Here is a 21,714-nt window from a genome sequence, read left to right on the forward strand (position 1 = left end):
TGTACTACGTATCATGTCGTACCGCAATTGAACCGGTTGACCTGAACGCCACGTCGCTCGGGGCGCGTCCAGGCACGGTGACGGGCGGGCCGTGGTTGCCCACGACCCTCGCCCGCGACGAAACGGTGCGGGCGCGCCTGCCGCGTCAGCGCACGCGCACCGACAGGCAGGTGACGCAGCCCTCGAGCTTCTCGAACTCGCTGACATCGACCGTGACGACCCGGTATCCGAGTCCGGAGACGAGCTCTGCGGACTTCGGGGCGGATGCCGACATGAGCAGCGTCTCGTCCGAGAGGACGACGACGGCGACGCCCTCGGGCTCCGGCACCTCGAGGAAGCGGGGGAACAGGCTCGTGGAGCCGACCAGGTCGGGGTGGCCGATCACCGTGCCGTCGGGGAGCGCCGTGACCGTGCTCTTCAGGTGCAGGGCCTTCGTGACGGGAACGGCCACGACGGTGTAGCCGAGCGGTGAGAGGATGCCGCGGAGCTGGCGGATCGCCTCGGCGTTGGTCCGACCGGACGCGCCGACGTACACGGTCTCGCCGACCTTCAGGACGTCGCCGCCGTCGAGCGTTCCGGGCGCGGCGATGCGTGCGACCGAGATGCCGGGCAGTGCCCGCACGGTCCGTTCGACGGCCTCCACCTCTGCCGCGCGCGATTCGGCGCCCGGGTTCGCGATGACCGCCGTGTCGCCGAAGAAGACGACCGTGTCCTCGATGAACACCGAATCGGGAAGGCCGGGGGCCGCATCGACCTCGAGCGTCTCCCACCCCTCGGCGACGAGCGCCGCGCAGTAGTCGTCCCACTGCTCGTCGGCCTTCGCCTGGTCGATCGGACGGCGTTCGACGTGGGTGAGCACGGCTTCGTCGAGGTTCGAGGCAGGGATCCGCACGAGCGCGACGCGACGCGCTCGGCGCCGGGGTCGCCGCTCCAGGACCCGCGCGTAGACGCGCGGGGCGACGAACACCTCGGCGAGCACCGCCGCCACGATGAAGGCCAGGTTGATCCCGAGCACGCTGGAGAGCACGAGCGAGTACACCTGACCGGTCATCGGCACGGCGCTCAGCGCGACGTTCACGCTCGCCGCGAGCAGCGTGGCGAGCACCGCGGAGGTGAGCCCGACGGGCAGCGCGAGGAACCAGGCGCGCAGGGCGCCCACCGCGTGGCCGATGGAGAGCAGCCCGAGCAGCACGAGGGCGGCGAGCGCGAAGAACGGCACCGCCTGCCCGAGCACGACCGGGTTCTGCTCGCGGGCGACGAAGTTCGCGAGCACGCCGGCCGCGAACGCGATGAGCGCGACCGCCCCGGCCGAGACCAGCGCCGCACCCGAACGGCGTGCCACCGTGGCCTGCGCGGGGTGGTGTGCCGACGGGGCGGGAGGCTGGGTCGCAGGGGGCGTCATGCGCACGAGCCTATCGGCCGTGCGGGTCGGTCCCCGCCCTCGGCCGCCCCGTCGGCACGGCCTCAGCGGGCCGCGTCGAGGCGTGCAGCGGCGAGCCGCTCGGCCGCGTCGAGGGTCGTCATGCCTGCCCGGTCGGCCTCCCGGTGCACGGCCGCGACGACATCGCCGATGCCCGCGATCCTGCGGTCGAGTTCGTCCTGTCCGATGCCCGGCGTCGAGGCGAGGTCGAGGTAGACCACGCCGCCCGCGTTCACCACGAAGTCCGGGGCCCAGGCGATGCCGCGGCCGCGGAGCAGCCGAGCGACCTCCCGCTCGGCGAGCTGGTTGTTCGCGGCTCCGACGACGGCCCGCACGCGCAGCTCGTCGACGACCTCGGGGGTCAGCACGCCGCCCAGCCCGCACGGCACGAAGACGTCGGCGTCGACCCGGTGCACCTCATCCGGGTCGACCCAGTCCGCCCCGAGTTCATCGGCGAGGGCGCGCTTGGACTCCTGCACGTCGGCGACGGTGAGTCGTGCGCCGCCCGCCGCCAGTGCGCGCGCGAGGCGCCCGCCGACCTGCCCGAGGCCCGAGATCGCGAAGTGGCGGCCGGCGACGTCGCTCGAGCCGAAGACGTGCTCGAGGGTCGCGAGGATCCCGGCGTGCACGCCGGCGGCCGTGGCATCCGCCGGCTCGCCCACGCCGCCCTGGTCGGCGGGCAGGCCGCACACGTGCTCGGTCCGCTCGTGGACCGCGGCCATGAGCTCGGCGCTCGTGCCCACGTCTTCCGCCGTCATGTAGGCGCCGCCGAGCGACTCGACGGCGTCGCCGAGGTCGAGCATCGCGTCGCGGCGGCGCGCTTCGTCGAGCGTCTCGCCGGCCGGGATGCAGACCACCGACTTCCCGCCGCCGCGGGCGAGGCCGGCGGCGGCGTTCTTCAGCGTCATCGCCTGCGAGAGCCGCAGGGCGTCGGCGAGCGCGTCGGTCCAGTGCTCGTACTGCCACACGCGCGCGCCGCCGAGCGCCTGGCCGAGCACGGTCGAGTGCACGGCGACGATGATGGTGAGCCCGGAACGGGGGCCGCGCGTGATGAGCACGCGCTCGTGGTCGGGGGCGTCGAGGGGAAGTGCGGCGTGGACCCCGGGGGTCGGTGCAGGGGCCGGGGCGTGGGTGATCGACATCGATCGGTTCTCCTTGTTCATCGCCTTGTGGGCGTGGCTGTGCGAGCGCTTCGTGGGCGCCCTCAGCACAAGGGTACCGCCGGGGCGATGCCCTCCGGCATCAGTGGAAGAAGTGCCGCTCCCCCGTGAAGTACATCGTGACGCCCGCGGCCTTCGCGGCCGCGACGACCTCTTCGTCGCGGACGGAACCGCCGGGCTGGACCACCGCTCGCACGCCCGCGTCGAGGAGGATCTGCAGGCCGTCGGCGAAGGGGAAGAACGCGTCGGATGCCGCGACCGAGCCGTTCGCGCGGTCGCCCGCTCGCTCCACCGCGAGCCGGCACGAGTCCACGCGGTTGACCTGGCCCATGCCGACCCCGACCGAGGCGCCGTCGGCCGCGAGCAGGATGCCGTTGGACTTCACGGCGCGGCACGCGCGCCAGGCGAACTCGAGGTCGGCGAGCGTCGCCTGGTCGACGGCGTCGCCTGCGGCGAGTGTCCAGGCGGATGCCGGCGCGAACGCGCGGTCGGCCTGCTGCATGAGCAGCCCGCCCGAGACCTGCCGGATCTCGACGGTCGGGGGCTCGAAGCCCTCGGGGAGCTCGAGCAGGCGGAGGTTCTTCTTCTGCGTGAGGATCTCGACGGCGTCGGGCTCGAAGCCGGGCGCGACGAGCACCTCGGTGAAGATGCCGGCGACCGTCTCGGCCATCGCGCGGGTGACGGTGCGGTTGGCGGCGATGACGCCGCCGAAGGCGGAGACGGGGTCGCACTCGTGCGCGCGGCGGTGCGCGTCGGCGATCGGGTCGGCCGCAGCGGATGCCGCGACGGCGATGCCGCACGGATTGGCGTGCTTGATGATCGCCACGGCCGGCGCGGCGAAGTCGTACGCGGCCCGCACGGCGGCATCCGCGTCGACGTAGTTGTTGTACGACATCTCCTTGCCGTGCAGCTGCCGCGCCTGGGCGATGCCGGGCCGGCCGCCGAGGCTCGAGTAGCGGGCCGCCTTCTGGTGCGAGTTCTCGCCGTAGCGCAGGTCGGCGTCCTTGCTCCACGCGGCGCCGGCCCAGGCGGGGAACGGCGACTCGTCGACGGGCTGGTCGGGTGCGATGCTGCTGCCGATCCACGAGGCGACCGCGATGTCGTAGGTCGCCGTGTGGCGGAACGCCTCGCGCGCGAGTTCGCGGCGCTGCGCGAGGGTGGTCCCTCCGCCGCGCACGGCCGCGACGAGTTCGTCGTAGCGGGCGGGCGACACGACGACCGCGACGTTCGCGTGGTTCTTCGCCGACGCGCGCACCATGGCGGGCCCGCCGATGTCGATCTGCTCGACGATCTGCTCGGGCGCCGCGCCCGAGGCGACGGTCTCGACGAACGGGTAGAGGTTCACGACGACGAGCTCGAAGGGGTCGATCGCGAGGCCGGCGAGCTCGCGCTCGTGGTGCTCGAGCCTGAGGTCGGCGAGCAGGCCCGAGTGCACGGCCGGGTGCAGCGTGCGCACGCGCCCGTCGAGGTGCTCCGGGTAACCGGTGACGTCGGCGATCTGGGTGACGGGCAGCCCGGCGGCGGCGATGGCCTTCGACGTGCCGCCCGTCGAGACGATCTCGACGCCGCTTTCGACGAGCGCGGCCGCCAGGTCGACGAGTCCGGTCTTGTCGCTCACGGCGATGAGCGCGCGACGCACGGGGACGAGGTCGCGTTCGCGGTAGAGGCTCGGGTCGATTGCGGCGCCGCTCATGATCGGCTGAGCTCCTTCAGGTCGAGGTGGGAGTTGGCGATGTCGAGGACGGCCTGGATGAGCAGGCGCCGCTCGACGGGCTTGATGCGGTCGTGCAGCGTCGACTCGGTGTCGCCCGGCAGCACGGGCACGCGCTCCTGCGCGATGATCGGCCCGCCGTCGACGGAGTTGTCGACGACGATGAGGCTCGCACCGGTCTCGGTGACGCCTGCGGCGAGCGCGTCGCGCACGCCGTGCGCGCCGGGGAACTCGGGCAGGTAGGCGGGGTGCGTGTTGATGAGGTGCGGGCTGAACGCGTCGACGACGGCCGGTGGAACGAGCCGCATGAGTCCGGAGAGGACCACGAGGTCGGGTTCCCAGGCGCGCACGTGCTCGATGAGGGCGTCGCCCCATGCCTCGCGCGAGTCGTACGCGGTGAAGGGGACGGTGAACGCCGGGACCCCGAACTCCTCGCCGAGCGCCAGTCCCTCGCAGTCGCGGTCGGCGCCGATGGCGACGACGCGGGCGGGGAACTCGGCGTCCTCCGACGCCTCGAGCAGCGCACGGAGGTTCGATCCCGTGCCGGAGATCAGCACGACGAGCTTCTGCACCCTACGAGGGTACCCGCATGCGCGCCTACGGATGACGCACGACGAGTTCGTCCTCGTCCGGCACGAGCACCTCGGTCTGCTCGTTCAGCGTCTCGCCCCGGAAGAAGCCCCGCGAGGCCGGGAACACGGCCCAGACGACCATGAGGACGGCGCCGAGTGCGAGCGAGCCGACTCCGACGACGAACACGCCGCCGATGCCGAACAGCACGGTGTAGCCGTAGTCGGGATCGAGCATGTCGATGACCGAGAAGACGAACGCCGCTGCGAGCAGCAGCGCGCCGATGAAGGGCAGGATGCCGCGGAACCACAGGTTGCGGGCGCTCTCGCGCAGGGTCTTCCGGAACAGCCACACGCACGCGAAGCCGGTGATCGCGTAGTAGAACGCGATCGCGAGTCCGAGCGAGAGGATGGTGTCCTGCATGAGGTTGTCGCTGATGAGCGACATGCCGACGAAGAAGAGGATCGCCACGGCACCCATGAGCAGGGTCGAGAACGACGGGGTCTTGAATCGCGGGTGAACGCTCGCGAAGCGCGCGGGCAGGGCCCGGTACACCGCCATCGCGAGCGTGCCGCGCGCGGTCGGCAGGATGGTCGTCTGCGTCGACGAGACGGCCGAGATCATGACGGCGACGACGAGCAGCCAGGACCAGGGCCCGAACACGGCGTCCTTGAGCGCGAAGAACACGTCGTCGGCGTTCGCCTCGTTGCCGAGGCCGAACCCTTCGGCGCCGAGGCCGGCGTACGCCATGGCCGCGACGGTCACGCCGACGTAGGTCACGAGCAGGATCACGGTGGTGAGCACCGCGGCGCGGCCGGGGGTGCGCTTGGGGTCCTTGGTCTCCTCGTTCAGCGCGAGGCACGTGTCCCAGCCCCAGTAGATGAACAGCGCCAGCAGGATCGCCTCGACGAAGCCCGAGAAGTCGGTGAAGCCGAACGGGTTGAACCACTCCAGGCTCGGCGGGGTCGCGGTCGCCGGCGCGGTGCCCGTGGCGAACTGCACGACGACGAGCACGACGAACGCGACGAGCGCGAGGTACTGGATGGCGAGCAGCACGTTCTGCATCCGCTCGCCGATCTCGAGTCCGCGCCAGCTGATCCAGGTCATGGCCGCGATGAACACCACGCCCGTGATCGTGACGACGACCGGGTTCGCGGCGAGCGATTCGTCGATGAGCAGCCAGAAGTAGATGCCCCCGATCTGGGCGAGGTTGGCGAGCACGACGACGCCCGCGACGGCGACGCCCCAGCCGCCCATCCAGCCGACCCACGGACCGAAGGCCTTGGTCGCCCAGGTGAACGTGGTGCCGCAGTCGGGGATCTCGCGGTTGAGTTCGCGGTAGGCGAACGCGATGAGCAGCATCGGCGCGAACGCGATGATGAAGGCGATGGGGGCCTGGGCGCCGACTGCGAGGACGACCCAGCCGAGGGTCGCGGCGAGCGAGTAGACGGGCGCGGTCGAGGCGAGGCCGATGACGGTCGAGCCCCAGAGTCCGAGGGTTCCGGTGGCGAGGCCCTTGCCGGTGCCGGGCGCGTTCGCATGGGTGGGTTCGGGGGCGGCGGGCCGCGATGGCGCTGCGGTCTGGGACATGGGACTCCTCGTCGAGTGGGGTGGAACCACCTCCGGGACGCCGGGGCGCGTCAGGGGATCCGGAGACTTATTGTCCGCGAGGATAACACGAGAGCGGATGCCGCCCGAAACCGCCTATCGGCGACCTCCGCGCCCGAACCCGTCGAGCTCGACCGTCTCGTCCGAATCATCCGTACCCTCCGCCGGGCGCGGCTCGGCCGCGTCCCGGCCGGGGCCCTGCCCCTCGGCACGACGCACGTCACCCCACCACGGCGCGTCGTCCGGCACCGCATCCGCGAGCCGGTGGCTCCCCCGCGCACGCGCCGCGAACGCGCCGGCCACCGCACCCGCCGCGACGCTCGCCGCCGCAGCGCCGGCGACGAGCAGGGCATCGGGTCCGACCTCGGCCAGCCGACCCGGACCGGCCGCGCCCGCGGACGCCGCCGCGAGCACCCCGAGGACGATTCCGGCCACGACGCCGGACCCCAGCCCGACCGCGAGCGTCGCCCACCACGGCTCATTTGCCCGCTCCGGCTTCGACCGCGCCACGAGCACGGCACCGCCGAAGCCGAGCAGCACCGGAAGCCCCAGCCACAGGACGCCGAGCGGAGCCCCCTCAGCGGGGAGCCCGCCGAGCAGGGGCAGGCCGGGAACCGGGCCGAGGAGGGTCACGCTCGGCGACACGACCGTTCCCGCTCCGAGCGCGAACCCGGGCCCGAGCATCCAGGCCGCGGCCCAGATGATCACGTTCGGCAGGAGCGCCAACTCCAGCAGCGTGATCGCGAGTCCGCCGTCGATGCCGGCGCCGAGCGCCTGGTACAGGCCGATGATCGTCGGGTGGTCGATCGCGATCCGTGCGGTGACCAGCACCGCAGCGACCGCGATCACCCCGAGCGCCGAACCCACGCCCACGCGGATGGCGGTCCGCAGGCCGGCGACCGCCACCGCGGGCAGCGCATCCTGCTGCGACCGGACGACGGTCGTCGCGGCATCCGTCGCCCACCCGCTCCGCCCGATGGCGACCATGACGCCGGCGAGGACGCCCGCCCCCATCACGACCGCCGGAAGCACCGAGGCCTGCCAGATCACCGGCTGTGCGGCCGGGGCGGCCGCCGACAGCGCGAACGTCGTCGCGAGCGCCGCGGTCGTGACGACCGCCGAGACCGCACCCACGACGGGGGTGCCGCTCGCCGTGGCGCGCCGCCCGATGCGCATGCCGAAGGCGAACGTCAGCACCGCGAACCCGAGCAGCGCCACGCCGATCGTGAACGGCTCATCGGCCCCAGGCATGCCGACGGCCGCAGCCGTCTGCGCGTCGAGCTGCACGACGAGGTCGACGCCGTGCCCGAGCAGCCAGACATCGACGGCCCCGCGGAAGAACGCATCGACCGGCGCCGCGAGCCCGAAGTGGACCGCCCACAGCAGCATCGACGGCACGAGCGCGATGCCCAGTCCGACGAGCACCGCGATCGACGCCTCGAGGGCGGCGAGCAGGGCGATCGTCGTGCGTCTCATCGCACGCGAGCCTATCCGGGTCGCGCGGGCTCAGCCCGCAGGGCGTGCTGGCGGCTGGGGATGAACCGCCTCCGCCGCCTCAGCGCCGGGCGCGGCGGCATCGCCGCCGGGCGCCGCCGCCTCCCCCGCCGGGCGCCGCAGCAGCTGGACCAGCAGCACGGCGAGCAGCGCGAGCACCACGGTCCAGATCACCGTGGAGCCGGTGAGCGGCCGACTCGCGAGCAGCACGAGCGAGGCGGCGACCGCGATCCCGACGTACGCCGCGACGCGCCACCGGTCCAGTTGCTCGCCGAATCGGCCCGTGCTGATCCCGTGCCCGGCGGCGTTGCGGCGCACCGTGCCGAACCCGGCGTCGGCGAAGCCGCGCACCCGCTGCGCGGGCGCCGAGGATCCCGACATCCATGCGATCACCGCGACCGCGACCGCGAGGATCGCGAGGGCGCCGATCGTCGACACCATGAGTTGCGTGAGCCCGCTGAAGAGCGCCTCCGCGGCGCCCGCGGTCATGATCGACGGACTGACGGTGCCGACGAAGAACAGGCGGCCCGTGCCGAAGCCCGCGAGCGTGAGCAGCATGATCGCCGCAAGGCCCGCCCCGGTCCAGGCGAGCGCGACGCTGCGCCGCTTCGCGACGAGCACCCCAGCGGCGAGCAGCACGAGGACCACCCACGGCAGCCACGCGCCGACCGCGACGGCCAGCGCGTAGATCGTCTGGACGAGTACGAGCGAATCGGCCTGCACCACCTGCACGCTGAGGTCGACCGCCGGGATCGCCGAGGCGAAGCCGACGCCCTGGTCGAGGAGGCGCTGCTTGACGGCCTCGACGATCGGACCGAGTTGCACCGAGAGCGTTCCGTCGCCGCCGATCTCGAGCGCCGCCTCCGGGTCGCCCTGGAGCGCCGCCGTCAACTGCTGGTGCGAGACGGTCAGCGCCTGGCGCCACACGGCCGCGAACGCGTCGGAGGCGATCACCCGGTCGACGGTCGACCCGACGAGCGAACTGAGCCCCTGCGCCGCGGGCGCCTCGAGGAGCCCGAGCGCGTCCTCGGCGCGGGGCGGCAGGTCGAGGGCGCGGATGCCGTCGAACACGTCGGAGGTCAGCTGCGGGATGTCGACCTGTTCCTCGATCACGGTCGTGACCTGGTCTGCGACGAACGCCTGGACGTCGGGGTCCTCGGCGAGCGGGCCGAACGTGGCGACGAACCGGTCGGTGTCCACGAGCTCCGCCCGCGCCCAGGCGCTCACGACCGCGACGGGCGCCAGCAGCAGCCCGAGGATCACGAGCAGCGACGCGACCACCGTGCGCCAGCGTCGGCGCTTCGGCCGCGCAGGCGCCGCACCGACCTCGTCGGAGAGGTCGCGGGTCGCCGTGGCATCCGCTCGGAGCCGGTCGTTCTCGGCTTCGAGCTCGGCGATCCGCGCCCGCAGGTCGTCGTCGCTCGTCATCGCGCTCATCGCCGCACCATCCCTCTCCGTCGGCCCGACCCGCTCCGTCGGCCGGTCCCCTGCCGACGATATCGACGCGGGGGCGCAGCGGCGAGCGGTTCGCCCGGCGACACGCCGCGGCATCCGCTCCGGTCGGCCCGCCTCACGCGAGCGGACGCGCACGCGTTCAGTGCACCAGCGCCTTCAGCAAGATCATCGCGAGGCCGAACGCCGCCGTTCCGAGCGCACCCGCGACCTGCACGAGCGGCGATGCGCCGCGCCGCCGGAAGGCCACGAAGCCGAGCACCGCGAGCACGAGGACGCCGACCCAGAGCGCCGCCCACACCGCCCACAGGTCGGGCACCACGCGCGTCGCGCCGAGGAGCAGGATCGCCGACGGGATCAGCGCGGCGACGAGCATGCCGAGCGAACGGCGCAGCGCGATGCCGAACGCCTCGCCGAGTCCGACCGCGCGACCGTCGTCGAACCCGTGGTGGGCGACCGTGCCCGCGTAGACGTGCGCGGCCCAGAACACGAGGACCGTGAGGACCACGGTCCAGAACACGCGCCATGCGCTGTCGCCGTGGCCTCCCGAGACCACGATCATGCCCGAGACGAGGATGACGCCGTACACCGACTCCTCGGTGACGAAGCTCGATCGGAGCACCTGCGCGGCGCTCAGCGGTGTCGACTCGCTCCCGCTCGCCCGAACGCGCCGTCGGTCGCCGGTTCCACTCATCGTTCCACTGTGCCATGGTGTGCCCCCATCTGGGGTCATGAGGATTCCTCGATTTCGGTTCCGGTATCGACGGCGCAGGAGTACGGTGCGGAGTGGCATTACGACCACTACGGCGCGACGTACGCCCGCGACGACCTACCCACATCGCCGGACGCGCTGATGACGATCCACCCGAGCTTCGCCCGTTCGCCCGCAGAGGGGAACGTCCGGCCCGTCCGGACCGGACGACGCTGCGAACACGGAGACGATGATGCCTTCCACAACCCCATCCCGAACGCCCGCGGAACACTCGACGTTCCTGCGGCGATGTCTGCGAATCGCCGCAGGCGCCGGAATGCTCGCCCTGGTGAGCACGGCATTCGTCGCCGGTCCCGCGCAGGCGAACCACCCGGAGGTGAGCCTGGCAGGCAGCGACTTCGAGATCGACACGAACGCGAACCTCATCGTCGACGACGTCGGCCAGACCCCAGCATCGATCGACTGGGCGAGCGTCACGGAGAACCGCAAGGAAGACCTCCCCACCGGCTCGGGTGACGACTCCTTCACCCAGGGAAGCAAGGAGGACACGGCCGTTCCGGTTCCGGAGTTCGGCAGCATCCCGCCGAACAAGAGCGACCTGAAGTACTTCGGCCTGTACCGGGAGAAGACCGCGACGAAGGACTTCATCCACCTGTACTGGACTCGCGTGCAGGACCCGTCCGGCACGACGAACATGGACTTCGAGTTCAACCAGTCGATGGACGACTCCGGCAACGGCAAGACGCCGAAGCGAATCGAGGGCGACCTGCTCATCCAGTACGACCTCGCGAGAGGCGGCACGAGCCCGATCCTCTGGGTGGCCTTCTGGCTGACCGACACGACCTTCGACCCGCCCTACCGCACCGAGGCCGCAACCACCGCCGACTGCGTGGCCGGCAACTCCTTCCCCTGCTGGGGCAAGCGGATCAACCTGACCAGCGCCGCCCTCGCGACCGGATCGATCAACACCACCGCGATCGCCGGCGTCAACGCCGACGGACTCGGCGGGACCAACGCGCAGGGCCAGCCCCTGGGTCTCTCGGCGAGGACCTTCGGCGAGGCGACGGTCGACTTCACGCAGTTGCTGGGCACCACGGGCTGCACGTCATTCGGCAGCGCCTACCTGAAGAGCCGGTCCTCCGACTCGTTCACGTCTGCGGTGAAGGACTTCATCGCACCCCAGCCGGTGAACATCTCCAATTGCGGAACGGTGATCATCCGGAAGCAGACCGACCCGGATGGCGCCACGACGATGTTCGACTACACCAAGTCGTTCGCGACGTCGCCAGCGACCGGGAACACGTTCCAGTTGGCGGACGATGAATCGAAGACGTACAACAACGTCCTCTTCGGCACCGGCCTCACCGTGAACGAGGGCGATCTGCCCGCGGGGTGGAAGTTCGACCGAGTCGACTGCAGCGATAGCACCGGGGTCACTCCGGTGATCGCCGGGAAGCAGGTGACCTTCGCCCTCGACGCGGCGACCGACATCCTCGACTGCACGTACTACAACGAGACCGGTGGGACGGTCATCATCCGCAAGGAAACGGACCCGGCGACAGATCCGGCTGACTGGCAGTTCGGCTTCACGAAGGCGTTCTCGACGCTCGCGGCCTCCGATCCGACGTTCGACCTCGGCCACGGCCAGTACGTCCAGTTCGATGACGTCCTGCTCGGCGAGGACCTGACGGTCACCGAGGACGACCTGCCGGATGGATGGGACCTGATCTCCATCGATTGTGACGACGGCACTGTGACACCGACGGACGTCGATGTCTCGTCGGGGACGGTCACATTCGACATGGCGGACGCGGATGACGTACTCGACTGCACGTATGGAAACCAGACCGGCGGAACGATCATCGTCGAGAAGATCACCGACAGCGGAAGCGGTGAGTTCGAGTTCACCTCGACGACGCTCTCGCCGTCGCCCTTCACGTTGACGACGACCGGCGCCGGTGACGGCGGCAAGGACTCGAGGACGTTCTCCGACCTCGACCCCGGCACGTACGACGTTGCAGAGACCGTTCCGGACAACTGGAACCTCAACACCCCGACATGCGACGACGGCTCCGATCCGGCCTCGATCGGTCTCAGCCCTGGTGAGACTGTGACGTGCACGTTCGTGAACGTCCGCGAGGTCGGTGCGATCGAGATCACGAAGCTGCGCAAGCACGCGGCCGACGGTCTCGGTTCGGACCACCCGTTCGAGGGCGTCGAGTTCACGATCACGGGCGGCGAGTTGACCGAACCCGTCGTCGTGACGACCGACGAGAACGGGGTCGCCTGCGCCACGGGCCTGCTGGTCACCGCGCTCGCGGGCGAGGTGTACACGATCACCGAGACGGTCCCCGACGGCTACGCGCCGGTCGGGACGCAGACCGCGAACGTGACCGAGGCGGCCGACTGTGACGGAGCGAACGGCGGCGCGGTCAAGACCTTCGAGAACACACCGCTCACGAACGTCACGGTGAGCGTCGACTCGCAGGTTCCCGGCGGCACGTTCTCGAGCATCGAGTGCGACGTCCCCGGATCGGACACCGTGTCGCTCGCCGACATGATGGACGACCCGAGCATCACGATCGAGGACCTCGAGCCGAGGACGGTCGTGTGCACCATCGTGATCGACCCATGAGCTGAGGAGGCAGCTCGCACCTGACACGAGGAGCCCCGCCGGCATCGCCGGCGGGGCTCCTTCAGTGGGGGCTGGGTCGACGCGCGAGGCGTCGGCCGCGGCATCCGCTCGGTTATGCGCCCAGCGCCTCGTAGACCTCGCGCAGCAGGAGGGCCGTCTCGGACGGCGTCTTGCCGACCTTGACGCCTGCGGCCTCGAGGGCCTCCTTCTTGGCCTGCGCGGTGCCCGCCGATCCCGACACGATGGCGCCGGCGTGGCCCATGGTCTTGCCCTCGGGTGCGGTGAAGCCCGCGACGTAGCCGACGACCGGCTTGGTGACGTTGGCCTTGATGAAGTCGGCAGCGCGCTCTTCGGCGTCGCCGCCGATCTCGCCGATCATGACGATCGCCTTGGTCTCGGGGTCCGCCTCGAACGCGGCGAGCGCGTCGATGTGCGTCGTGCCGATGACGGGGTCGCCGCCGATGCCGATCGCGGTCGAGAAGCCCAGGTCGCGCAGCTCGTACATCATCTGGTACGTCAGGGTGCCCGACTTCGACACGAGGCCGATCGGGCCCTTGCCGGTGATGTTCGCCGGGGTGATGCCGACGAGCGACTCACCGGGGCTGATGATGCCCGGGCAGTTCGGCCCGATGATGCGGGTCGTGCCGCCCTTGGCCTTCGCGTGCGCCCAGAACTCGGCCGAGTCCTGCACGGGCACGCCCTCGGTGATGATCACGAGCAGCGGGATCTCGGCGTCGATGGCCTCGACGACGGCGTCCTTCGTGTAGGCCGGGGGCACGAACGCGATCGACACGTCGGCGCCCGTGGCCTGCATCGCCTCGGCGACCGAGGCGAAGACCGGCAGCTCGACGTCGGAGCCGTCCTGTGCCTTGTGCAGCACGGTCGTGCCGGCCTTGCGGGCGTTCACGCCGCCGACCACCTGGGTGCCCGCGGCGAGCATGCGCGCGGTGTGCTTGGTGCCCTCGCCGCCCGTGATGCCCTGGACGATGACCTTGGAGTCCTTGTTGAGGAAGATCGTCATTTCTTCGTTTCCTAGTCCTTGATCTCGACGGGCTCGATCAGCCGGCGTTCGCCAGCTCGGCGGCCTTGTCGGCGCCCTGGTCCATGTTCTCGGCGAGCGTCACGAGCGGGTGCGCGGCCTCTTCGAGGATCCGGCGGCCCTCGGCGACGTTGTTGCCGTCGAGGCGCACGACGAGCGGCTTGTTCGCGGCCGAGCCGAGCTCGGCGAGCGCGCCCACGATGCCCTTGGCGACCTGGTCGCACGCCGTGATGCCGCCGAAGACGTTCACGAACACGGCCTTGACCTGCGGGTCGCCGAGGATGATGCCGAGGCCGTTGGCCATGACCTCGGCCGACGCGCCGCCGCCGATGTCGAGGAAGTTGGCGGGCTTGACGCCGCCGTGGTTCTCACCCGCGTAGGCGACGACGTCGAGGGTCGACATGACCAGGCCCGCGCCGTTGCCGATGATGCCGACCTCGCCGTCGAGCTTGACGTAGTTGAGGTCGAGCTCCTTCGCGGCCGCCTCGAGCGGGTCGGTCGCGGCCTTGTCCTCGAGCAGCGCGTGACCCTGGTGGCGGAACTCGGCGTTCTCGTCGAGCGTGACCTTGCCGTCGAGGGCGATGACCTCGCCGTCCTCCGAGAGGATGAGCGGGTTGACCTCGACGAGCGTGGCATCCTCGCCGGCGTACACCTCGTACAGCTTGACGAAGACGTCGGCGACCTTATCGACCAGGTCGGCCGGGAAGTTCGCCGCGACGGCGATCTCGCGTGCCTTCTCAGCGGTGATGCCGGTACCCGGGTCGACCTCGATGCGCGCGAGCGCCTCGGGCTTCTCGACCGCGAGCTGCTCGATCTCCATGCCGCCCTCGACGCTCGTGAGCGAGAGGTAGGAGCGGTTGGCGCGGTCGAGCAGCACCGAGAAGTAGAACTCCTGCGCGATCTTCGCACCCGCTGCGACCATGACGCGCTTGACGACGTGGCCCTTGATGTCGAGCCCGAGGATGTCGCGGGCCGCCGCCTCGGCCTCGTCGGCGTCCTTGGCGACCTTGACGCCGCCCGCCTTGCCGCGGCCGCCGGTCTTCACCTGCGCCTTGACGACGACGACGCCGCCGAGCTTCTCGGCTGCGGCGCGCACGTCTTCGGGGGTGTCGGCGACGATGCCCCGGAGCACCGGCACTCCGTACTTCTCGAAGAGGTCTCTGGCCTGGTACTCGTAAAGATCCACGCTCTGCTTCCTATCGTTCCGCGCGAGAGTGCGCAGGGATGGGTGTGATGGGAGGCCCGGCTGTGAGAGTCTCGACGTCAAGATACCTCGATGTCGAGATAAGTCGAGCCGCGACCATGGTACTCCCCCGCCGCCCGGCCGCCGAACCCGCGGGCTGAGGCGAGCCTTCCCATGCTGGCGCGGCCTCGGGGCCGCTGGAAGACTGCCGACATGACGGATGCCACGGCCGAACCCCTGCACCGGACCGATCCGCACGAGGTCAAGGTGCACGAGAAGCTCAACTGGTTGCGTGCGGCGGTGCTCGGCGCGAACGACGGGATCATCTCGGTCGCCGCGCTCGTGGTCGGCGTCGCCGCGGCGACGACGAACCTCGGCGCCATCCTCGTCGCCGGCGTGGCCTCGGTCGCGGCCGGAGCGATCTCCATGGGCCTCGGCGAGTACGTCTCGGTCTCGAGCCAGCGCGACACCGAGCGTGCGCTCATCGAGAAGGAACGCGATGAGCTCGCGACCATGCCCGATCAGGAGCTGGCCGAGCTCGCGGGCATCTACCGCGGCAAGGGGCTGACTCCGGAGACCGCGCAGCGCGTGGCCGAGGAGCTGACCGCCCACGACGCACTGGGTGCGCACCTCGAGGCCGAGCTGCACATCTCCGAGCACGACGTCGTGAGCCCGTGGCATGCGGCGTGGGCCTCCGCGCTGTCGTTCCTGGCCGGCGCGGTCCTGCCGATGCTCGCGATCCTGCTGCCCCCTCCGGAGTGGCGCGTCGCGACGACGTTCGTCGCGGTCGTGATCGCCCTCGCGATCACCGGCTGGCTCTCGGCGTGGATCGGCGGGGCGCCGCGCACGCGGGCGATCCTCCGGGTCGTCACGGGCGGTGCGCTCGCGCTGGCCGTGACGTGGGTGATCGGCGGGTTGCTCGGCGGGGTGCTCTGACGGGCGTGTTCGCGTGTCCACCGAACGGGGGTGTGCGGATCCTCGAAGCGGGGCGTAGCGTCCGATCGACGTCTCGCGGGCGCGAGCGGACTGCGAGGGTCACCATGTCGGGTGCGATGTCGGGTGCGGGTCAGGCGTTCTCGAGGCGGATGTTCCTACAGGGGTCGACCGCGGTCGCCCTCAGTGCGGGCGCGTTGCCGGGCCTCATCGACCGGAGCAGCGCGAGCGCGCTGGCGTCGGTGGCCTCGCCGGTGCGCGCGTACGCCGAGCCCACGCTCGGCGGGGGTTCCGGCCTCGCGCTGCCGATGCTCAGCGACGGGTTGAACCTCGACCAGCCCCAGTACTACGAGACGATCCAGGCGGGTCGGCGCGTGTTCTGCAAGACGCGGCAGAATGCCGATATCGACGGCGACGGTCAGGATGAACTCATCTATCGAAACCCGGCCGGCATCAGTGCCTTCCGCTTCGACGCCGACACCGGGCAGTGGCTCGCGCTGCCGCCCTCGACGGCCTTCGGCGACGAGGCCGGATGGGACGAGGCGTGGTACTACCCCACCATCCAGACGGCCGACCTCGACGGCGACGGCCGGGCCGAGCTGATCGGCTGGGGCCCGAAGGGCGTCGAGGTGCACCGCTACGATCCCACCACCGAGACCTGGATCGATCTCGGCGTCGCGAATCCGATGACCGGCTCGCTCTGGGCGATGCCGTGGTACTTCCAAACGATGCAGTGCGCCGACATCGACGGCGACGGCCAGGACGAACTGCTGGTGCGGTACAAAGACGGTCTTCGAGCGTGGAAGCTCACCGGCACGTCATGGACGCAGCTCGCCACCATCAGCGCGATGTCGGATACTGCCGGATGGACCGAACTGAGCATGTTCGAGACGATCCAGTGCGCCGATCTCGACGGCGACGGCCGGGCCGAGGTCTTCGCGCGCAGCGCCGACGGGATCGTCGCGTGGCGGTACAGCGCGGGGCAGTGGGTGGCGCTGCCTGCGGGGCCGGAGCTCTCGAATGCCGAAGAGTGGAACTACCCGCAGTACTACCAGACCCTCCAGTCCGCTGACCTCGACGGCGACGGACGAGCTGAGATCTTCATCCGCAACAACACCCAGATCCGCGCGTGGAAGTTCACCGACACCGCCTGGCAGGAACTGCCCCTGGGTCCGATGATGGAAGACAGCGACGGCTGGGGCGACCCGCGGTACTACAAGACCCTCCAAGCCGCGGACCTCGACGGCGATGGACGAGCTGAGATCCTGGTCCGCGGCGGCTTCGAGATCCTGGCGTGGAAGTACACCGGCACCGGCTGGCAGTTCCTGTCTCCCGGCCCCGCGTGGTCGGACGCCGACGGATGGAACGCCAGCCAGTACTACCAGACGATCCAACCTGCGCGGGTCAAGACGAGCGCGGCCGCCAACCCGCACATGCCGGCCACCGAGTCGGGCACCCTCGACGTGCTCTTCGGCCGTTCCTCCCTCGCGATCGAGACGTACCGCATGCTGCCCGACACGAGCTGGACACCGACCTCGGCGCCGTGGCCGACGCTCGACGCAGCCTCGTACGCATACGCCGCAGAGCTGCTCGGCCTCATCGAGAGGAACGTCAGGGACATCTACGGCAACGACGTCGACCTGTCCGCATACGCGGACCAGCTCCATCCGACCCCGGCCCTGCCCACTGGATCGACCATCGACCCCACCCAGTGGGCCGCGGTCTGCGAACAGCTCTACACGGAGCTTCGCTGGGCCGACCAGGTGCAGACCTGGTACCACAACGTGCGTTCCCTCCTCACGGCCACCTACACCGGCGACGACATCGCCCTCCAAGCGGTCGCCGAGACGATCCAACTGAAGGACCCGTCGAGCACCTCGCTCACGCTGTCCATCCTGTCGTTCGTCGCCACCGTCGCCGCCGCGGGGCTCAGCCTGACGGCGACCCCGATGGCCGGCGCCGTCGCCGGCACCATCGGCGCGGCATGCACCCTCGCCGGCTCGACCAGCGGATCCGACAGCGACAAGGTGCAGGACACGATCGCGAACCTCGACAAGCAGCTCCTCGACGCCTTCGAGAGCTCGATCAGGTCGATGGACGACCAGCGTGGGGCGGCGACCGCCGATTACGGACTCATGGCCGCGATCGGCAGACAGATCATCGGGCAGGCACCGGCCTGGGCCTGGGACGATGCCGACCAGGACGCGCTCATGCTCGCGGGCCAACGCCAATACGCCCTGTCCGCGTGGAAGGCACTCGCCGCACCCTCCGGATGGAAGTGGTCGGTCGCCGGCGAGGACGACTACTCGGGCATCATCGATGAGAACGGCGGGCGGTACTACAACAACGGCTGGTTCTGGATGGCGGGCGGCTACCATGCGTACTCCTGGGATCCCGGCGACGACATCTCTTGGCTGTGCCAGTTCTACATGCTGCGGCAAGGCACATCGACCCTCATCGACGACACCGTGCTGCACACCCTCTTCGACGCGTACAACCCGGCGAAGGGCGTATTCCCGCTGGGCGCGAACCTGATCGACGCGGTCGCCGCCCGCCACGGCTGGCCGCGGCTGGGCAGCGCCGGCACCTCCAAGAGCGACTCGGGCTGCTCGGACGTCCCCGATCCCTGGACCGTCGATGGATCGAAGGGCGTCATCTCGGGGTCGCACGCGACTCTCGCGGCGACCGCCGGCACTGCCGCATTCGCCTCGCCCGCGCCCGTACCGACGGCGAAGTCAGCGAAGTCGGCGAAGCCGAAGAACCGCACTCGGCCCGAACGAGACCGGCCCAACCAACTGCACGCACTCGGTATCGATCTCGGTGTGAACGTCGAGCTCTCACGCGACACCGCGGGAGAACTGGTCGCCCTCATCCGGACGACCAACTACGGCCTCACCGCCGCAGAGGAGGTCCGGATCGTCAGCGCGAAGCTCGGTGGGCGCGAGGCCATCGGTCCGCTGCCGAGCCATCACCGCCACGTCGACGCAGGCGAGGCGATCTCGACGCATCTGCGCTTCGTCGGCGTGCCCGGCAAGGCGGGAAAGCAGGTCACGCTGAAGCTCGGACACTCCCACCTCGACGGAGACTACGCGACCACGCTTCAGCTGACACTGCCCACGGTATAGGCCGCCCACCGCGGGTGCAGACCGCCGGCAACGGTCGCCCCGGATCGCCATCGGCCTGCCCCCCATCGGGTCGGACCACGTCGTCCTCGATGACCCGGATCCACGGGCTCCCGTAGGCGGCGCGCTGCGCGCGGATCGGTCAGGTCAGAGCTTCTCGATCGGCGCGATCTTGATGAGGAGCTTCTTCTGCCCGGCGGTGTCGAATCCGACGTGCGCGATGCGCTTGGTGCCCTCGCCGGTGACCTGACGCACCGTGCCCTCGCCGAAGTCGGTGTGCCGGATCCGGTCGCCCGCTGCGAGGGTGAGATCGCCGTTGTCGCGCACGGTGCCGGTGACCCGGTTGGCCCACTCGGTCTTCGGCGCGGCCGACTTCGTGACGCTGAATCGCTCGAGGTCTCGGTCGCGGGTTCCCCACGCGCCGCCGCCCGCGCCGCCGCGGCGCGCGTTGAGCGCGCGCGGCTGGGAACCGCCGCGACCGTTGGCCATGCCGGGCGACTGCCGCCAGTCGACGAGCTCGTCGGGGATCTCCTGCAGGTAGCGGCTCGGCATCGCGACCGACACCTCGCCGAACTGGGCTCGGCTCATCGCGAGCGACAGGTAGAGGCGCTTGCGCGCGCGCGTGATGCCGACGTAGAACAGGCGGCGCTCCTCAGCCGGCCCGCCGGGTTCGGAGGCCGACATCTGGTGCGGCAGCAGTCCCTCTTCGAGCCCGGTGAGGAAGACGGCGTGGTACTCGAGCCCCTTCGCGGTGTGCAGCGTCATGAGCGAGACGGTGCCCGACGCGTCGTCGAGTTCGTCGGCCGCCGCGACGAGCGAGACCTGGGTGAGGAAGTCGACGAGGCTCGCGCCCGGGTTCTCACGATCGAAGTCCTTGGTCTGCGCGAGCAGTTCCTCGACGTTCTCGGCGCGCGTCTCGTCTTGCGGGTCGCGGCTCGTGCGCAGCGTCTCGACGAGCTTCGACCCCTCGATGAGGAACGCGAGCACGTCGGACACCTTCGCTGCGCCCGCGTTGGTGCCCTCGGCGATGCCCTGCTCGCTCGGCACGAGCATCGCGGCAGCCTCGTCGAGGAGCTTCGCGAGGCCCTGGATGGCCGTCGTGGCCTTGGGCCCGAGCCCGAGCCCGTCGGCGGCCCGCATCGCCTGCCGGAACGTGAGGTCGTTCGCCTCGGCGAAGCTCGCGATGGAGGTCTCGGTCGCCGGCCCGATGCCGCGCTTGGGCGTGTTCAGGATGCGCCGGATGGCGAGTTCGTCGAGCGGGTTCGCGACCGCGACGAGGTAGGCCATCGCGTCCTTGATCTCGGCACGTTCGTAGAACTTCGTGCCGCCGACCACGCGGTACGGCAGCGCCGAGCGCACGAAGATCTCCTCCAGCGCGCGAGTCTGCGCATTGGTGCGGTAGAACACGGCGATGTCGCGGTACGCGACGCCAGCGCGGTGCAGCGCCTCGATCTCGTCGGCGACGAACTGCGCCTCATCGTGCGCCGAGTACCCGGTGTAGCCCGTGATCTTCTCGCCGTCGCCGTCGGCCGTCCAGAGCTTCTTGTCCTTCCGGTCGAAGTTGTTCGAGATGACGGCGTTGGCGGCCGAGAGGATGTTCTGGGTCGACCGGTAGTTCTGCTCGAGCAGCACGACCTTCGCACCTGGGAAGTCGCGCTCGAACTCGACGATGTTGCGGATGTCGGCGCCGCGGAAAGCGTAGATCGACTGGTCGGAGTCGCCGACGACCGTCAGGCTCGCGCCGGGGATCGACCCCGAGGCATCCGTCAGCCCCCGCACGAGCACGCCGTGCTCGTTCAGCTCGGCGACGACGTCGGGTTCGACGGCGCGCGTCAGCTCGCGGATGAGCGAGTACTGGGCGTGGTTGGTGTCCTGGTACTCGTCGACGAGGATGTGGCGGAACCGCCGCTGGTAGAGCGCCGCGACCTTCGGGAAGGCACGGAACAGGTAGACGGTCTCGCTGATGAGGTCGTCGAAGTCGAGCGCGCTCGCGTCGCGCAGCCGCCGCGTGTACTGCCGGAAGATCTCGAGGAACATCACCTCGTTCGGGTCGTTCGAGTTGACGTTGCGCGCGTACGTCTCGACGTCGGCGAGCTCGTTCTTGAGCTTGGAGATCTTCGCCTGCGCGCTCGCGGGCGTGAAGCCGAGCGTGTCGGCATCGAGCTCCTTGATGATGCGCTTCAGGATCGTGCGCTGGTCGGCCGAGTCGTAGATCGTGAAGGTGCTCGACAGCCCGATCGACTCGGCCTCGCGGCGCAGGATCCGCACGCACGCCGAGTGGAAGGTCGAGATCCACATGCCGCCGGCCGCCTCGCCGAGCAGCGCCTCGACGCGCTCGCGCATCTCGGCCGCCGCCTTGTTCGTGAACGTGATCGCGAGGATCTGGCTCGGCCACGCCTCGCGCGCGTCGATCAGGCTCGCGATCCGGTGGGTGAGCACTCGCGTCTTGCCGGAGCCCGCGCCCGCGACGATGAGCAGGGCCGGGCCGCGGTACTCGACGGCCTCCCGCTGCTGCGGGTTCAGCCCCGCCGTGAGGTGAGCGGATGCCGCGGGGCCGGCGTGCGCGTCGGGGGCCGCGCCGGGCGCCTCGCGCCAGCCGGTCGGGTCGTCGGGGTCGAGGATCAGCGTCATGTCCCGACCAGTCTAGGCGCGGCATCCGACAGCGGATGCGGGGC

The 21,714-nt window shown here is 70.6% G+C and carries 14 protein-coding genes; 3 read left to right on the forward strand and 11 right to left on the reverse strand.

Annotation, left to right across the window (positions count from 1 at the left end; all coding sequences use genetic code 11):
* Positions 1-145: 145 nt before the first annotated feature.
* The 8 genes from ddaH to DSM26151_RS11365 all read right to left on the reverse strand — a co-directional run bounded on the left by ddaH (position 146) and on the right by DSM26151_RS11365 (position 10,109).
* A complete protein-coding gene (ddaH, locus tag DSM26151_RS15160) occupies positions 146-1,402 on the reverse strand; it encodes a dimethylargininase (RefSeq protein WP_286329068.1) in 1,257 nt (418 codons plus the stop codon).
* A 62-nt stretch (positions 1,403-1,464) separates the two neighbouring features.
* A complete protein-coding gene (locus DSM26151_RS11335) occupies positions 1,465-2,562 on the reverse strand; it encodes a Glu/Leu/Phe/Val dehydrogenase dimerization domain-containing protein (RefSeq protein WP_234659647.1) in 1,098 nt (365 codons plus the stop codon).
* Positions 2,563-2,662: 100 nt separating this feature from the next.
* Complete coding sequence (gene purH / locus DSM26151_RS11340; protein ID WP_234659648.1) at positions 2,663-4,273, reverse strand: bifunctional phosphoribosylaminoimidazolecarboxamide formyltransferase/IMP cyclohydrolase; 1,611 nt, start codon at positions 4,271-4,273, stop codon at positions 2,663-2,665.
* Positions 4,270-4,863, reverse strand: coding sequence for a phosphoribosylglycinamide formyltransferase (gene purN / locus DSM26151_RS11345; protein WP_234659649.1), 594 nt, complete (start codon positions 4,861-4,863; stop codon positions 4,270-4,272). Before purN ends, purH begins: the two co-directional genes overlap by 4 nt.
* Positions 4,864-4,888: 25 nt before the next feature.
* Complete coding sequence (locus DSM26151_RS11350; RefSeq protein ID WP_234659650.1) at positions 4,889-6,451, reverse strand: APC family permease; 1,563 nt, start codon at positions 6,449-6,451, stop codon at positions 4,889-4,891.
* A gap of 114 nt (positions 6,452-6,565) precedes the next feature.
* The gene (locus DSM26151_RS11355; protein ID WP_234659651.1) at positions 6,566-7,945 is read right to left on the reverse strand and encodes a cell division protein PerM; all 1,380 of its coding nucleotides are present in this window, start codon (positions 7,943-7,945) and stop codon (positions 6,566-6,568) included.
* Positions 7,946-7,975: 30 nt separating this feature from the next.
* Entirely contained in the window at positions 7,976-9,400 is a 1,425-nt protein-coding gene (locus DSM26151_RS11360) for an anti-sigma factor (RefSeq protein ID WP_234659652.1), read from the reverse strand.
* A 157-nt stretch (positions 9,401-9,557) separates the two neighbouring features.
* Positions 9,558-10,109 (reverse strand): hypothetical protein, encoded by a 552-nt coding sequence (locus tag DSM26151_RS11365; protein WP_234659653.1) that lies wholly within the window; start codon positions 10,107-10,109, stop codon positions 9,558-9,560.
* A gap of 346 nt (positions 10,110-10,455) precedes the next feature.
* On the opposite strand from DSM26151_RS11365, the gene DSM26151_RS11370 reads away from it, so the two are divergent.
* Positions 10,456-12,762 carry a prealbumin-like fold domain-containing protein gene (locus DSM26151_RS11370; RefSeq protein ID WP_234659654.1) on the forward strand — a complete coding sequence of 769 codons (2,307 nt, stop codon included), beginning with the start codon at positions 10,456-10,458 and terminating at the stop codon, positions 12,760-12,762.
* A 112-nt stretch (positions 12,763-12,874) separates the two neighbouring features.
* Here the strand turns inward: DSM26151_RS11370 and sucD are convergent, their stop codons facing one another.
* Complete coding sequence (gene sucD / locus DSM26151_RS11375) at positions 12,875-13,783, reverse strand: succinate--CoA ligase subunit alpha (RefSeq protein WP_234659655.1); 909 nt, start codon at positions 13,781-13,783, stop codon at positions 12,875-12,877.
* Between the two features lie 37 nt (positions 13,784-13,820).
* Positions 13,821-14,987, reverse strand: coding sequence for an ADP-forming succinate--CoA ligase subunit beta (gene sucC / locus DSM26151_RS11380; protein WP_234659656.1), 1,167 nt, complete (start codon positions 14,985-14,987; stop codon positions 13,821-13,823).
* A gap of 210 nt (positions 14,988-15,197) precedes the next feature.
* Between sucC and DSM26151_RS11385 the strand changes: the two genes are divergently transcribed.
* The gene (locus DSM26151_RS11385; protein ID WP_234659657.1) at positions 15,198-15,920 is read left to right on the forward strand and encodes a VIT1/CCC1 transporter family protein; all 723 of its coding nucleotides are present in this window, start codon (positions 15,198-15,200) and stop codon (positions 15,918-15,920) included.
* A gap of 104 nt (positions 15,921-16,024) precedes the next feature.
* The gene (locus DSM26151_RS11390; protein ID WP_234659658.1) at positions 16,025-19,042 is read left to right on the forward strand and encodes an FG-GAP repeat domain-containing protein; all 3,018 of its coding nucleotides are present in this window, start codon (positions 16,025-16,027) and stop codon (positions 19,040-19,042) included.
* 144 nt (positions 19,043-19,186) lie between these two features.
* Here the strand turns inward: DSM26151_RS11390 and DSM26151_RS11395 are convergent, their stop codons facing one another.
* On the reverse strand, positions 19,187-21,670 hold the full coding sequence (locus DSM26151_RS11395; protein ID WP_234659659.1) for an ATP-dependent helicase: 2,484 nt from the start codon (positions 21,668-21,670) through the stop codon (positions 19,187-19,189).
* Positions 21,671-21,714 lie beyond the last annotated feature (44 nt).

Origin of the sequence: Agromyces marinus (assembly GCF_021442325.1) — a bacterium.
Taxonomy (GTDB): domain Bacteria; phylum Actinomycetota; class Actinomycetes; order Actinomycetales; family Microbacteriaceae; genus Agromyces; species Agromyces marinus.